Raw genomic sequence first — 12827 nt, 5'->3', positions numbered from 1 at the left:
CTGGTGCCGCTGCGTTGCGCTGTCCCGGGCGGCTGCCAGCCTGATGGCCTATTCCTTCAGGCGGGGCCGGAGCGTGGACAGGTTGCAGGGTCCGGTGCGTGCATCCAGCTGGTCGCGGATGATCTTTTCCCAGCCGGTGCGGCACGCGGAAGTGGAGCCCGGCAGGCAGAACAGGAAGGTGCCGTTGGCCACGCCCGCGAACGCGCGCGACTGCAGGGCGGAGGTGCCGATCTCTTCGTACGAAAGCGCGCGGAACAGCTCGCCGAAGCCCGGCATTTCCTTGTCCAGCAGCGGCAGCAGGGCCTCCGGGGTGGAATCGCGCCCGGTAAAGCCGGTCCCGCCGGTCACGATGATGCCGTCCACCGCTTCATCGACGATCCACTGCGACACTTTGGCCCGCAGCAGGTAGCGGTTGTCGGGCAGCAGGGCACGGTCGGCCAGGCGATGGCTTTCTGCCTGCAGGGCCTGGACCAGCCAGTCGCCGGAAGTATCGGTTTCAGGGGTGCGGCTGTCGGAAACGGTCAGCACGCAGATGGAAAGGGGAGTGGATTGATCGTTTGCGTTCATGGCTCAAGGCTACCGGTCGGAGGCGCGGTGGGGAACCGCTGTTGCATGCGCGTTGCTGCGGCGAGGAAGTCCACGGCAAAGGCATCCATGTCGAACAGGCCGGCGCGGGAACGCAGCACATTGAGCTCAGCACGCACGGACGCCAGCTGCTGGCGGTCATTCCCCAGCTCAATAGCACGGGCGATAAAGGCGTCGTCGTCGGCCATGTTCATGTGTCCCATGCCCACGTGATGGTTCAGGCTGGCGGCCACCCGCGAGGCGAAGGTGGTGCCCGGCCGGGTCAGCACCGGACAGCCGGCCCAGAGTGCGTCCGACGCGGTGGTGTGGGCGTTGTACGGATTGCAGTCCAGGAACAGGTCGGCAAGCTGCAGCCGCGCCAGGTAGCGGGCCTGTGGCTGCTTGGCCATGAAAACCAGCCGGGATGGATCGATTCCTGCATTGCCCGCGGCCTTGCACAACCGGGCATCGGCCTCGCCGGGGCCGGACAGCAGCCACAGGACGCTGTCCGGCACACCGCGGAGAATATCCAGGAACCGGGCGAACGAAGCCGGATTGATCTTGTAGCTGTTGTTGAAGCAGCACAGCACCGTGCCTTCAGCGGGCAGCCCGCATTCATCGCGCGGGGGCGGCGGCGGGACCTGCCTGCGCGTATCGGATGGCTGGAAACAGCGGGGCAGCCGCACCACCGCTTCGGAGAAATGCGGCGCCAGGTCATCCGGCAGCACCACCGGATCAGCCAGCACGTAGTCAATCCATGGAGCGCCCGAGGTTCCGGGATAGGCCAGCCAGTTCACCTGGACCGGAGCCGGGCGCATCGCCAGTACCTCCGGGCGACCTCCGCCACCCCAGCCACGCAGGTCGAACAGGACGTCGATGCCGGCCTGGCGGATCTGCGCCGCAACGGCAGCGTGCGGCTGGGCGGACACATCGTGCACCCGGGCGGCGGCTGCCAGGCGCTGGCGAATCGCGCTGCCATCGTCGCTGTTGAGGGCGAACAGGTGGATATGGGAGTCCCCCCGGGAGGCGAGCGCCTCAAAGAATGCAACGGTCAGCAGCCCGGTCGGGTGCGCGCCAAAGCCATTGGAGAGGAAGCCCAGTCGCAATGGACCGCCGCTGCGTGGGGGCGCCGGCGGCAGCGGCGCGACCCGAGCGGCCACCTCACGCGCCCGCAGGCGTGCACACGAGAGCTGTTCGGCGGGCGTGGAGTCTTCGCTGAGGAAGGCGAAGGGTTCGATTGCTCCCTGTCCGGCCGCTACCGCTTCGCGCACCTGCCGGGAAAGGCGATCCAGATCGCGCCAGTCGCACAGGCGCCGGCGCCATGCCAGCAGGTAGGCGGCGATCTGCGGATGGTCGGGAAGCAGCGCATGGGCTCGCGCGTAACTTTCGCTGGCTGCTTCGGCCTCACCGGTGTCTTCCAGTACGTGCGCCAGCCACACGGCAATGCCCGGATGCTGTGGGGCCTGTCGCGCGGCAGCGCGCAGGCTGTCGGCGGCAGCGGCGTGTTGGCCAAGCATCCATTGGCCGCGCCCAAGCCGCGCCAGCGCCTCTGGATGAGCGGGCGCCAGCTGCAGGGCACGTTGCGCGGCTGCGGTCCCGGTGCGGGCATCGCCTGCCTCCAGCTCCACATCCGACAGCATGATCCAGGCCATTGCGTTGCCGGGTTCGCGTTGCACAGCAAGACGGGCCTGCTGGCGTGGATCGTTGGCGGGCTTGTGCATGCTCAGCCGCCGGACGCGGCCATCTGCGCCAGCTCTTCGGCCTGGTGCTCACTGGCCAGCCGGTCGATCAGCCCGTCCAGGCCGCCCTCCAGCACATTGGACAGGTCGTAGACGGTCAGGCCTTCCACCCGGTGATCGGTGATCCGGCCCTGCGGGTAGTTGTAGGTGCGGATGCGCTGGCTGCGGTCGCCGCTGCCCACCTGCAGCTTGCGGGTGTGGGCGGTGGCGGCGGCACGGCGGGTGGCTTCGGCCTCGGCCAGCATCGCCTTCAGCCGCTTCATGGCCTTGTCGCGGTTGGCGTGCTGGGAGCGCTCGGTCTGCGATTCCACCACCACTCCGCTGGGCAAGTGGGTGATGCGGATGGCCGAGTCGGTCTTGTTCACGTGCTGGCCGCCGGCGCCGGAGGAACGGAAGGTATCCACCCGCAGGTCGGCAGGGTTGAGTTCAACCGGTTCGGTCTCGTCTTCGACCGGGATGATGGCCACGGTGGCGGCCGAGGTGTGGATCCGGCCCTGGGATTCGGTTTCCGGCACGCGCTGCACGCGGTGGGTGCCGGACTCGAACTTGAGCCTCGCGTAGGCGCTTTCGCCTTCGATGCGGGCAATCACCTCGCGGAATCCGCCGTGCTCGCCCTGGTTGGCTGATTCGACTTCCAGCCGCCAGCCACGGTTTTCGGCATAGCGGGTATACATGCGCAGCAGGTCGCCGGCGAAGATGGCGGCTTCGTCGCCGCCGGTGCCGGCGCGGATTTCCAGGTACAGGTCGCCGTCGTCACGCGCGTCGCGCGGCACCAGCAGGCCCAGCAGCACGCGGTTCAGCTCCTCCAGCCGGGCGCTTGCGCTGGCAATTTCCTCCTCGGCGAGCTCGCCCAGCTCGGGATCGCGACGCATTGTCTCGGCTTCGGCCAGGTCGGCGCGCGCACGCACTTCATCGGCCAGCGCGACCGCCAGCGGCTCCAGCTGCGAAAATTCCCGGGAATAGGCGCGGAACCGGGCCTGGTCGCCGGCCACGTCAGGATCGGCAAGCAGGCGTTCGAGTTCATCACGACGCTCGGCCAGCGCCTCCAGCTTATGGCGCAGGGTCGGAAGCATCGCGTGTGCGTTCGGAAGTGAGGATTCGGTCGAGGGCGTGGGCCAGCTCGGTGTTGCCGCTGCGGGCGGTCTCGCGCACCGCGGCGGTGGGCGCATGGAGCAGGCGGTTGGTCAGGGTGTGGGCGAGGCGTTCGATCACCTGCTCCGGATCCTGGCCGGCGGCCAGTTGGCGACGGGCCCGTTCCAGGACGTCCTCGCGCGCCCTTTCCCCGTGTGCGCGCAGCCGGCGCAGCGGGCCGGTCATGTGGCTGACGGCCAGCGTTTCGGAAAAGCGCGCCACCTGCAGCTCCACGATCGCTTCTGCGGCCTCGGCCGCTTCGCGCCGGTTGCGGCGGTTGTCCTCCACCGAGCGTTCCAGGTCATCCACCGTGTAGAGGTAGGCGTCCTTCAGGTTGGCCACTTCGGGCGCGATGTCGCGCGGTACCGCCAGGTCCAGCAGCAGCATCGGCCGGTGCCGTCGGGCCTTCAGGGCCGCTTCCACCTGGTCGTGGCGCAGCACCGGCTCGCGGCTGGCAGTGGCGGAGAACACCACGTCGGCCTGGGCCAGGTGGCGGTCGATTTCGGCCAGCGGCAGCGCCACGCCGCCGTGGCGGGAGGCCAGGTCCTGGGCGTGGGCGAGGGTGCGGTTGGCCACCATCAGCCGCTTCACCTTGGCTTGGGACAGGTGCCGGGCTGCCAGTTCGATGGTCTCGCCGGCGCCCACCAGCAGCACGCTCGATTCATCCAGCCGGGCGAAGGACTCTTCCGCCAGCCGCACCGCGACCGAAGCCACCGATACCGGGCTGTTGCCGATCCGGGTCTCGGTGCGCGCCCGCTTGGCAGTCACGAAAGCCTGCTGGAACAGGCGGTCGAGCTGGCTGCCGAGTGACTTGGCGCCGCGTGCGATGGTCCAGGCTTCCTTCACCTGGCCCAGGATCTGCGGCTCGCCCAGCACCAGTGAATCCAGCCCGGTGGCCACCCGGAACAGGTGCCGCACCGCGTCGTTCCCCTGATGGTGGTACAGGTAGGCGCGCAGATCGCCGGCGCCGCCGGGCACGCTGCCCAGCCAGTCGACCAGGGATTCGCCCCCGTCTTCAGCCACCGCATACAGCTCGGTGCGGTTGCAGGTGGAGAGCAGGGCGGCTTCCCGCACCGAGGGCAGAGCGCGCATCTGGGCCAGCGCAATGGACAGCGCATCGCCGGAGAATGCCACCCGTTCGCGCAGGGCGATGGGGGCGCTCCGGTGATTGATGCCCAGGGCGATGATGCTCATGTTGCTGGTGTCTGGTCCGTTCAGTGGCTTGCTATAAGCTTGCTTCCGATTCCCCTATTTTACGGCCCGCCCGCCCGCAATGCCTGTTCCATATGCCAAACACCGCCTTCCAGTCCGTGGCCGGGGGCTGATCGGTCCTGTTTTGCGCAGCTGGTTGCTGGCTGCGGCCCTGGTGTTGCCAGTCGCTGCGAGTGCACAGGAGCCGGCTCCCGCTGAGGTTGGCGATGCCGTCGGTGCCACCATGGCGGCCGAGTTCTCGCTGCGTGCGGGGAAGCTGAACGAAGCCGTGCGCTGGTTCCTCCAGGCATCCGACGCCGCAGGGGGCGACGCCGCCCTGGTGGAGAGGGCGGTGCAGGTGGCACTGGTGGAGAACGACGACGTCCTGCTGGGCGAGGCGCTGCAGCAGTGGCGGGCGCTGGCGCCGGAAAGCCTGTCCATGCGCTCGGCCCAGGCCAGCTGGTTGCTGCGTACCGGACGTGACCGGCGCGCGCGCCGGGAGCTGGAGCGCCTGCTGCGAGATCCTGATCCACGCGCCTGGGGCTATGCCGTGGGCGCCTTGGGCACGGGCACCCGCGACCAGCAGGCTTCGGCGCGGATCCTGGGGCGGCTGCTGGATGCCGACGCCGTGCCCGACGATTTTCGCGCCTGGCTGGGGTTTGGCGGGCTGGCCCAGCGCTTTGGCGACGAAAAGCTGTCCAGTCGCATCGTCACAGAAGTGGTGCGGCGTTTCCCGGACGAGCCGCGCGTGGCCCTGCTGCGTGCAGCCCAGGCCAGGGAGGGAGGCGATGAAGAGGCCGCGCGGGAGGCGCTGGAGCGGATCGAAGCCCAGGCGCTGCAGTCGCCCGAGCTGCGGCTGGCGATCGCCGCCCAGTATGAGCAGCTTGAGGAACTGGAGTCCGCCGCGCGGGTGATGGCCATGGGGCCGCAGGACGAGCGCAGCTACGCCATGCGCGCCTCCCTGCTGGTGCGGGCCGAAGACAGCGAGCGCCTGGAAGAGCTGTACGACGAGCTGGCCGCGCGCGCCGACGCCCCGCATCCGGGCTGGCGCCTGCTGCTCGGTCAGCTGGCCGAATACATGGAGCGTCCAGGCCAGGCGCTGGAGTGGTACCGCAGCGTTCCCGGCGGAGTGCAGAGGGATATCGCCAGGCTGCGCGCAGCCAAGGCCCTGTTCGACCTCGATCGCCGCGAGGACGCCTTTGCCGAACTACGCGCGCTGCAGGCCGACGCCTCCATCGACGAAGACCTGCACCGGGACTCCTACCTCATGGAGGCCGAGCTGCGGCGTGAGGCCGGCGACGCGCCGGGTGAGCTGGATGTCTACGCCCGCGGCCTGGCCATCTGGCCGGACGAGGGCGCGCTGCTCTACGCACGCGCGCTGACGTGGGAGCGGCGCGACGACATCGACCGGGCGGAGGCCGACCTGCGCCGGCTGCTGGTGGCCGAGCCGGAGAACGTGCACGCGCTCAACGCGCTGGGATACACCCTGGCCGACCGCACCGAGCGCTACGAGGAGGCGTTGGCCCTGATTGATCGCGCACGCCTGGCGGAGCCGGGCAACGCCCATATCATCGACAGCTACGGCTGGGTCCTGTACCAGCTGGGCCGGCACGAAGAGGCGCTGGTGGAGCTGCGCCGGGCCTGGTCGATGCTGCGCGAAGCCGAGGTGGCCGCGCACGTGGGCCAGGTGCTGTGGGTGCTCGGGCGGCGCGACGAGGCGCGGGAATTCTTCGAAAAGGCGCATGAGCTTGACCCTGAAAACCGGGCCCTGCTGAGATCGCTGGAATTGACGGGAGTGGAGCTGTGATTGCAGCGGGTCGGTTGCTGGCTCTGCTTGCTGCGCTCGCGCTCGCCGGCTGCGTGAGCCAGCCCGTACGCGCGCCGGATTCAGCGCTGCTGTCCGGGCCTGCGCTGGCCGCCGCCCAGGCTCGGGTGTCCGCCCGTGAGGCGCTGCTGGCTGCTGCTGGTCCGGTGGCCTTCAGCGGACGGGTGGCGCTTTCCAACGGCAGCGACGGCGGCAGTGGGCGGCTGGAGTGGTGGCAGGCGGAGCGGGAATACCGGGTCATGCTCAGGGCGCCAATCACGCGCCAGGGCTGGAGCCTGTCCGCCGGCCCTGGCGGTGCCCGCATCGATGGCCTGGACGGCGGGCCGCTGCAGGGGCCGGATCCGATGGAGCTGCTGTACGAGGCAACTGGCATGGAGGTTCCCATTGCTGCGCTGGCGGCGTGGGCTGCCGGAACCCGCGCTGATCAGGCCACATTCGGGGCCGCGCAGCTGGAGTTTTCCGCCGAAGGACGGCTGGTGCGGATCCGCCAGGGCGGCTGGACGATTGATTATGTGCGCTGGCAGCCGCCGGAGGGGCCGGGCGCAGAGGCAACGGCATTGCCGGCCCGGATCGACGCCGAGCGCGGCCAGGCCCGGGTGCGTCTGATGGTTGACGAGTGGTCGCTGGGCGCGCCTGCGCCCGGTGGAAGCTGAGCATGGGCGGGCCTGACGGGGACGGCTGGAGCCGCTGGCCGGCGCCGGCCAAGCTGAATCTCTTCCTGCGCATCACCGGCAGGCGTGGGGACGGCTACCACTGCCTGCAGACCGCATTCCGGCTCCTCGACTGGGGCGATACGGTGTTTCTGCGTCCGCGTCCGGACGGTCTTGTCCGGATGCACGGCCCCGGGCTGGCCGGCGTTTCCGATGATTCCAACCTGCTGCTGCGTGCCGCGCGGATGCTGCAGCAGGCCAGCGGCACCGGGCAGGGCGCCGATATCGCCGTGGACAAGCGCATTCCCATGGGCGGCGGCTTTGGCGGGGGATCGTCCAACGCCGCCACCGTGCTGATGGTGCTGGACCGGCTGTGGAACACCCGCATGGATACGCCCGGGCTGGCGGCTTTGGGCCTGCAACTGGGCGCGGATGTGCCGGTATTCGTGCGCGGCCACAGTGCCTGGGCCGAGGGGGTGGGCGAGCGGCTGACGCCGCTGGAGCTGCCGCCAGCCTGGTATCTGCTGGTGGATCCAGGGGTGCGGGTGGGAACCGCGGAGCTGTTCCAGACTCCAGAATTGACGCGCAATGCCCAGCCCGCGACAATAGCGGACTTTGTTTCGGGAGCTCCGCTCGGCAATGCGTTCGAGCCGGTGCTGCGCCGCCGCGAACCGGTCATCGATTCCGTGTTCGCCGAGCTGGCGCGCGTCGGCTCACCGCGCTTGACCGGGACGGGCAGCGGCTGTTTCGTCGAATTCGCAACCTGCGAGGCCGCCGAAGCGGCGCGCGCCGCGCTGCCAGCCGGCCTCAGGGCCTGGGTGGCGGAAGGCATGGCGCGGTCCACGCTGTATCAGGCACTTGAAAATACGGTTCCACAGGGGCGTCGCCAAGAGGTCCAAGGCACCGGGTTTTGATCCCGGCATCCGCAGGTTCGAATCCTGCCGCCCCTGCCATTCCGGCACCTTCCGTCACGGCAATCACCAATGCGCACACATCACATGAAAGAAGATCGCAACATCCTGATCTTCTCCGGCAACGCCAACCGGCCGCTGACCCAGGCCGTGTGTCGCCAGCTGGGCGCGCGCCAGGGCAAGGCGCTGGTGTCGAAGTTCTCCGACGGCGAAGTGCAGGTCGAGATCGAGGAGAACGTGCGCCGGCAGGAAGTATTCGTGCTGCAGTCCACCTGCGCGCCCGCCGCCGAGCACCTGGTTGAACTGCTGGTGCTGGTGGACGCGCTGACCCGCGCCTCGGCCGCCAGCGTGACGGCGGTGATCCCGTACTTCGGATATGCCCGCCAGGACCGCCGCTTGCGTTCGTCGCGAGTGCCGATCACGGCCAAGGTGGCGGCCAAGATGATCGGTGCGGTCGGCACCGCCCGGGTGCTGACCATCGACCTGCATGCCGACCAGATCCAGGGGTTTTTTGATATCCCGGTGGACAACGTCTATGCCTCGCCGCTGCTGCTGGCCGACATCTGGCGCGCGCACGGCACCGACAACATGGTGGTGGTCAGCCCGGATGTTGGCGGCGTGGTGCGGGCCAGGGCGATCGCCAAGCGCCTGGACGACGCCGACCTGGCAATCATCGACAAGCGCCGTCCGCGCGCCAACGTGGCCACGGTGATGAACATCATCGGCGACGTGCGCGGCAAGACCTGCGTGCTGGTGGACGACATCATCGACACCGCCGGCACCCTGTGTGCCGCGGCCGCGGCGCTGAAGGAAAACGGCGCCAGGAAAGTCGTGGCCTACTGCACCCATCCGGTGCTGTCCGGGGCCGCGATCAGCAACATCAACAACTCCCAGCTCGACGAGCTGGTGGTCACCGATACCATCCCGCTGTCGGAGGCCGCCGAGGCCTGCGATCGCATCCGCCAGCTCAGCGTCGCCGAGCTGCTGGGCGAAACCATCCGCAGGATCGCGTTCGGCGAGTCGGTCAGCTCGCTCTACGTGGACTGAACCAATCCAGGCTCTTCTGGTCGCGGAAGAGTCATCCAGGCTGCCGTGAGGCGGCTCATCAACCAAGGTAGTAAGAAAACATGCCCATTTCACAGGTAATCAAGGTCCAGCGCCGCGAGGACGAAGGGAAGGGTGCGAGCCGCCGCCTTCGCCACAGCGGCCAGGTGCCTGCAATTGTCTACGGTGGCGATCTGCCGCCGGTCAATATCCAGCTCAGCCACAACGATGTGCTGTTGGCCAGCGAGCACGAGTGGTTCTACTCGTCGATCCTGGACCTGAGCCTCAACGATGACGTGCAGCCGGTGCTGCTGCGTGACATGCAGCGCCATCCGTACAAGCAGCAGATCCTGCACCTGGACTTCCAGCGCGTGACCGCCGGCGAGACGCTGCGCACCTCGGTGCCGCTGAACTTCATCAACGAGGAAGTCTCCCCGGCTGGCAAGCTGGCCGACGTGCTGGTCAGCCACGAACTCAGGGAGGTCACAGTCGAGTGCCTGCCGAAGAACCTGCCTGGTTCGATCGAGGTGGACCTGTCGGCGCTGGTTCTGGGCGACACCCTCTACCTGTCGGACATCAAGCTGCCCGAGGGCGTCGAGATTCCGCAGCTGGCCTTGGGCAAGGATCACGACGATGCGATCGTGACCGCGCGTCCGGCCCGCGTCGAAGTCGAGGAAGAGCCGGCAGAAGGCGAGGAGCCGTCCGCCGACGTGCCGGCAGCCAAGGTTTCCGACGAAGCCGACAAGAAGGACGAGTAAGCGCACTGCCTGCCGCGTCCCCATCGGGCGCGGCAGGTCTGCGTTTTTACGATGGCAGGACTGCGTCTTATCGTCGGGCTGGGCAATCCCGGCCCGGAATATGCACGGACCCGGCACAACGCCGGGTTCCGCTTTCTGGATACGCTCGCCGAGCGTGCCGGTGAGCGCTTCCGGCTGGACGCCAAGCTGTTCGGTGAGACCGCGCAGGTCCAGTTGGGCGGTGAGCCGGTACGGCTGCTGAGGCCGGCGACCTTCATGAACCTGTCCGGCAAATCAGTGCTTGCCGCGCTGCAGTTCTGGAAAATTGATCCGGAGCAGGCGCTATTGGCGCACGATGAGCTGGACCTTCCCGTGGGCACTGCACGGCTCAAGTTCGATGGCGGCCACGGCGGCCAGAACGGGCTGCGCGACACCATGCGCCTGCTCGGTCACGGCCGGTTCCACCGGCTGCGCATCGGCATCGGTCATCCGGGACACAAGGACATGGTCACCCCCTGGGTGCTCGGGCGTCCCTCGGCCGAGGACGACATTCTGATTGCGCGGGCGATCGACAGCGCCCTGGATGCGCTGCCACTGGCCGCGCAGGGCAACTTCATGGACGCCATGACCCGGCTCCATACACGCACGGACTAGAACTCACATGGGCATCAAATGCGGCATCGTCGGCCTGCCGAACGTCGGCAAGTCGACCCTGTTCAATGCGCTGACCAAGGCGGGGATCGCCGCGGCCAACTTCCCGTTCTGCACCATCGAGCCCAACGTGGGCGTGGTGCCGGTGCCGGACCCGCGCCTGCAGCAGCTGGCGGAGATCATCAATCCGCAGAAGGTGCTGCCAACGGTGATCGAGTTCGTTGATATCGCCGGCCTGGTGGCCGGTGCCTCCAGCGGCGAGGGCCTGGGCAACAAGTTCCTGGCCCATATCCGCGAGGTCGATGCGATCGCCCACGTGGTGCGCTGCTTCGAGCACGGGGACATTGTTCACGTGGCGGGCAAGGTGGATCCGATCTCGGACATCGAGACCATCGACACCGAGCTGGCCCTGGCCGACCTGGAGTCGGTGGAAAAGGCGCGCCAGCGCGCCGAGCGGGCGGCCAAGGGCGGCGACAAGGACGCCATCGCGCGCATGCCGGTGCTCGATCAGCTCTACAAGGCGCTGTCGGACGGCACCCCGGCACGGGCGATCGGTCTGGACGAAGACGAACGCGAGCTGGTCCGCGACCTGTTCCTGCTGACCCTCAAGCCGGTCATGTACGTGCTGAACGTGCTCGAGGACGGATTCATCGACAATCCCCACGTGGACGCCGTGCGTGCCCGGGCCGAGGCCGAGGGCGCCGAAGTGGTGCCGGTGTCGGCGGTGATCGAAGAGGAGCTGGCCCAGCTGGACGAAGCCGACCGGGGTGAGTTCCTGGCCGACCTGGGGCTGGAGGAGCCGGGCCTGAACCGTGTCATCCGCGCCGCCTATCAGCTGCTGGGCCTGCAGACCTATTTCACCGCCGGCGTGAAGGAGGTTCGCGCGTGGACGGTCAAGGGTGGCGCCACTGCGCCGCAGGCCGCCGGAGTGATCCATACGGACTTCGAAAAAGGCTTCATCCGCGCTGAAACCATCGCTTTCGACGACTTCATCCGCTATCGAGGCGAGGCCGGGGCCCGCGAGGCCGGGCGGCTGCGGCTGGAGGGCAAGGAATACCGGGTGAAGGAAGGGGACGTGCTGCACTTCCGGTTCAACGTCTGAGCCGCCGCTATTGCATTCAGTGGCCTGAACAGGCATGGTGCCTCCCCCCGGAGGCTTCCGCAGCGTGCTGAAACAAGGTTTTTCGGGGAAATGAATTTCATGCGTTGACAACGGCCCGCTTTATGGTGAAAATTACGGGCTGTTTCACCGGCTACGAGAAATGTCGACCGGAGGGATACCCAAGCGGCCAACGGGGGCAGACTGTAAATCTGCTGGCTTACGCCTTCGGTGGTTCGAATCCACCTCCCTCCACCACGATGCATCACGCGGCGCGGGAGTAGTTCAACGGTAGAACCTCAGCCTTCCAAGCTGATGGTGCGGGTTCGATTCCCGTCTCCCGCTCCATTGATCTACCCGCGGTTGCAGGATTCTCAGGCAGGCAAGACAACCAGGTTCAATACGCTCACGTAGCTCAGTCGGTAGAGCACCTCCTTGGTAAGGAGGAGGTCGATGGTTCGATTCCATTCGTGAGCACCACATCACAAGCACCCCCGGCAGGGGGTGCGCGCGGTTCCCCACATCCATTCCAGTTCCGACGAGATACGCAACCATGGCTAAGGACAAGTTCGAGCGCACCAAGCCCCACGTGAACGTGGGCACGATCGGTCACGTTGACCACGGCAAGACGACGCTGACGGCGGCGCTGACGAAGGTGGGCGCGGAACGTTTCGGCGGTGATTTCAGCGCGTACGACGCGATTGACCGCGCTCCGGAAGAAAAGGCCCGTGGCATCACGATCTCGACCTCGCACGTGGAGTACGAGTCGGAGACCCGTCACTACGCCCACGTGGACTGCCCGGGTCACGCGGACTATGTGAAGAACATGATCACCGGTGCTGCGCAGATGGACGGCGCGATCCTGGTGTGCTCGGCCGCTGACGGCCCGATGCCGCAGACTCGCGAGCACATCCTGCTGGCCCGCCAGGTGGGCGTTCCCTACATCGTCGTGTTCCTGAACAAGGCCGACATGGTGGACGACGCCGAGCTGCTGGAGCTGGTGGAGATGGAAGTCCGCGAGCTGCTGGACAAGTACGAGTTCCCGGGCGACGACACCCCGATCATCACCGGTTCGGCGCTCAAGGCGCTGGAAGGTGACCAGTCCGAGATCGGCGTGCCGGCGATCCTGAAGCTGGTGGAGGCGCTGGACACCTGGATTCCGGAGCCCGAGCGCGACATCGACAAGGACTTCCTGATGCCGGTGGAAGACGTGTTTTCGATTTCCGGCCGCGGCACCGTGGTGACCGGGCGTATCGAGCGCGGCATCATCAAGGTCGGTGACAAC

General features: G+C 67.7%; 12 protein-coding genes and 4 tRNA genes. 12 read left to right on the top strand and 4 right to left on the bottom strand.

Annotated elements, in window-relative coordinates; translation table 11 throughout:
- Nucleotides 1-48: 48 nt before the first annotated feature.
- From moaB to hemA, 4 genes are read right to left on the bottom strand one after another with little or no spacing between them, the layout of a single operon-like run.
- Entirely contained in the window at nucleotides 49-567 is a 519-nt protein-coding gene (gene moaB / locus ACW7G2_RS05000; protein ID WP_456973359.1) for a molybdenum cofactor biosynthesis protein B, read from the bottom strand.
- Nucleotides 564-2285, bottom strand: a complete 1722-nt coding sequence (locus ACW7G2_RS04995; RefSeq protein ID WP_456973357.1) for an O-linked N-acetylglucosamine transferase, SPINDLY family protein — start codon at nucleotides 2283-2285, stop codon at nucleotides 564-566. Before ACW7G2_RS04995 ends, moaB begins: the two co-directional genes overlap by 4 nt.
- A 2-nt stretch (nucleotides 2286-2287) precedes the next feature.
- Nucleotides 2288-3376 (bottom strand): peptide chain release factor 1, encoded by a 1089-nt coding sequence (gene prfA / locus ACW7G2_RS04990; protein WP_456973355.1) that lies wholly within the window; start codon nucleotides 3374-3376, stop codon nucleotides 2288-2290.
- On the bottom strand, nucleotides 3354-4628 hold the full coding sequence (hemA, locus tag ACW7G2_RS04985; RefSeq protein ID WP_456973353.1) for a glutamyl-tRNA reductase: 1275 nt from the start codon (nucleotides 4626-4628) through the stop codon (nucleotides 3354-3356). The genes prfA and hemA overlap by 23 nt, the downstream gene beginning before the upstream one ends.
- Nucleotides 4629-4707: 79 nt before the next feature.
- On the opposite strand from hemA, the gene ACW7G2_RS04980 reads away from it, so the two are divergent.
- The 12 genes from ACW7G2_RS04980 to ACW7G2_RS04925 all read left to right on the top strand — a co-directional run.
- Nucleotides 4708-6432 (top strand): tetratricopeptide repeat protein, encoded by a 1725-nt coding sequence (locus tag ACW7G2_RS04980; RefSeq protein ID WP_456973351.1) that lies wholly within the window; start codon nucleotides 4708-4710, stop codon nucleotides 6430-6432.
- Entirely contained in the window at nucleotides 6429-7103 is a 675-nt protein-coding gene (gene lolB / locus ACW7G2_RS04975) for a lipoprotein insertase outer membrane protein LolB (RefSeq protein ID WP_456973349.1), read from the top strand. Before ACW7G2_RS04980 ends, lolB begins: the two co-directional genes overlap by 4 nt.
- Before the next feature lie 2 nt (nucleotides 7104-7105).
- Nucleotides 7106-8014 (top strand): 4-(cytidine 5'-diphospho)-2-C-methyl-D-erythritol kinase, encoded by a 909-nt coding sequence (gene ispE, locus ACW7G2_RS04970; RefSeq protein ID WP_456973347.1) that lies wholly within the window; start codon nucleotides 7106-7108, stop codon nucleotides 8012-8014.
- Nucleotides 7977-8053, top strand: a tRNA-Gln gene (locus tag ACW7G2_RS04965). The genes ispE and ACW7G2_RS04965 overlap by 38 nt, the downstream gene beginning before the upstream one ends.
- Nucleotides 8054-8098: 45 nt before the next feature.
- Nucleotides 8099-9058, top strand: coding sequence for a ribose-phosphate diphosphokinase (locus tag ACW7G2_RS04960; RefSeq protein WP_456973345.1), 960 nt, complete (start codon nucleotides 8099-8101; stop codon nucleotides 9056-9058).
- Between the two features lie 80 nt (nucleotides 9059-9138).
- Complete coding sequence (locus tag ACW7G2_RS04955; RefSeq protein WP_456973343.1) at nucleotides 9139-9813, top strand: 50S ribosomal protein L25/general stress protein Ctc; 675 nt, start codon at nucleotides 9139-9141, stop codon at nucleotides 9811-9813.
- A gap of 51 nt (nucleotides 9814-9864) precedes the next feature.
- Nucleotides 9865-10446, top strand: coding sequence for an aminoacyl-tRNA hydrolase (pth, locus tag ACW7G2_RS04950; RefSeq protein WP_456973341.1), 582 nt, complete (start codon nucleotides 9865-9867; stop codon nucleotides 10444-10446).
- A gap of 7 nt (nucleotides 10447-10453) precedes the next feature.
- Complete coding sequence (ychF, locus tag ACW7G2_RS04945) at nucleotides 10454-11545, top strand: redox-regulated ATPase YchF (RefSeq protein WP_456973339.1); 1092 nt, start codon at nucleotides 10454-10456, stop codon at nucleotides 11543-11545.
- A 169-nt stretch (nucleotides 11546-11714) separates the two neighbouring features.
- A tRNA-Tyr gene (locus ACW7G2_RS04940) sits at nucleotides 11715-11800 on the top strand.
- Between the two features lie 16 nt (nucleotides 11801-11816).
- Nucleotides 11817-11890 (top strand) — tRNA-Gly (locus ACW7G2_RS04935).
- Nucleotides 11891-11946: 56 nt separating this feature from the next.
- Nucleotides 11947-12022, top strand: a tRNA-Thr gene (locus tag ACW7G2_RS04930).
- A gap of 73 nt (nucleotides 12023-12095) precedes the next feature.
- A partial coding sequence (locus tag ACW7G2_RS04925) for an elongation factor Tu (protein WP_456973337.1) occupies nucleotides 12096-12827 on the top strand: 732 nt, incomplete at its 3' end.

It is taken from the genome of Luteimonas sp. A277, from assembly GCF_054052045.1.
The sequence above is the reverse complement of the archived record's forward strand: the minus strand, read 5'-3'. Positions and strand labels throughout refer to the sequence as shown.

Excerpts from the sequence above, each read along its gene's own strand:
- ACW7G2_RS04980 (WP_456973351.1), top strand. The coding sequence starts at position 4,708 with ATGCCTGTTCCATATGCCAAACACCGCCTTCCAGTCCGTGGCCGGGGG.
- ACW7G2_RS04995 (WP_456973357.1), bottom strand. The coding sequence starts at position 2,285 with ATGCACAAGCCCGCCAACGATCCACGCCAGCAGGCCCGTCTTGCTGTG.
- pth (WP_456973341.1), top strand. The coding sequence starts at position 9,865 with ATGGCAGGACTGCGTCTTATCGTCGGGCTGGGCAATCCCGGCCCGGAA.
- ispE (WP_456973347.1), top strand. The coding sequence starts at position 7,106 with ATGGGCGGGCCTGACGGGGACGGCTGGAGCCGCTGGCCGGCGCCGGCC.
- moaB (WP_456973359.1), bottom strand. The coding sequence starts at position 567 with ATGAACGCAAACGATCAATCCACTCCCCTTTCCATCTGCGTGCTGACC.
- ACW7G2_RS04955 (WP_456973343.1), top strand. The coding sequence starts at position 9,139 with ATGCCCATTTCACAGGTAATCAAGGTCCAGCGCCGCGAGGACGAAGGG.
- ACW7G2_RS04960 (WP_456973345.1), top strand. The coding sequence starts at position 8,099 with ATGAAAGAAGATCGCAACATCCTGATCTTCTCCGGCAACGCCAACCGG.
- hemA (WP_456973353.1), bottom strand. The coding sequence starts at position 4,628 with ATGAGCATCATCGCCCTGGGCATCAATCACCGGAGCGCCCCCATCGCC.
- ychF (WP_456973339.1), top strand. The coding sequence starts at position 10,454 with ATGGGCATCAAATGCGGCATCGTCGGCCTGCCGAACGTCGGCAAGTCG.
- prfA (WP_456973355.1), bottom strand. The coding sequence starts at position 3,376 with ATGCTTCCGACCCTGCGCCATAAGCTGGAGGCGCTGGCCGAGCGTCGT.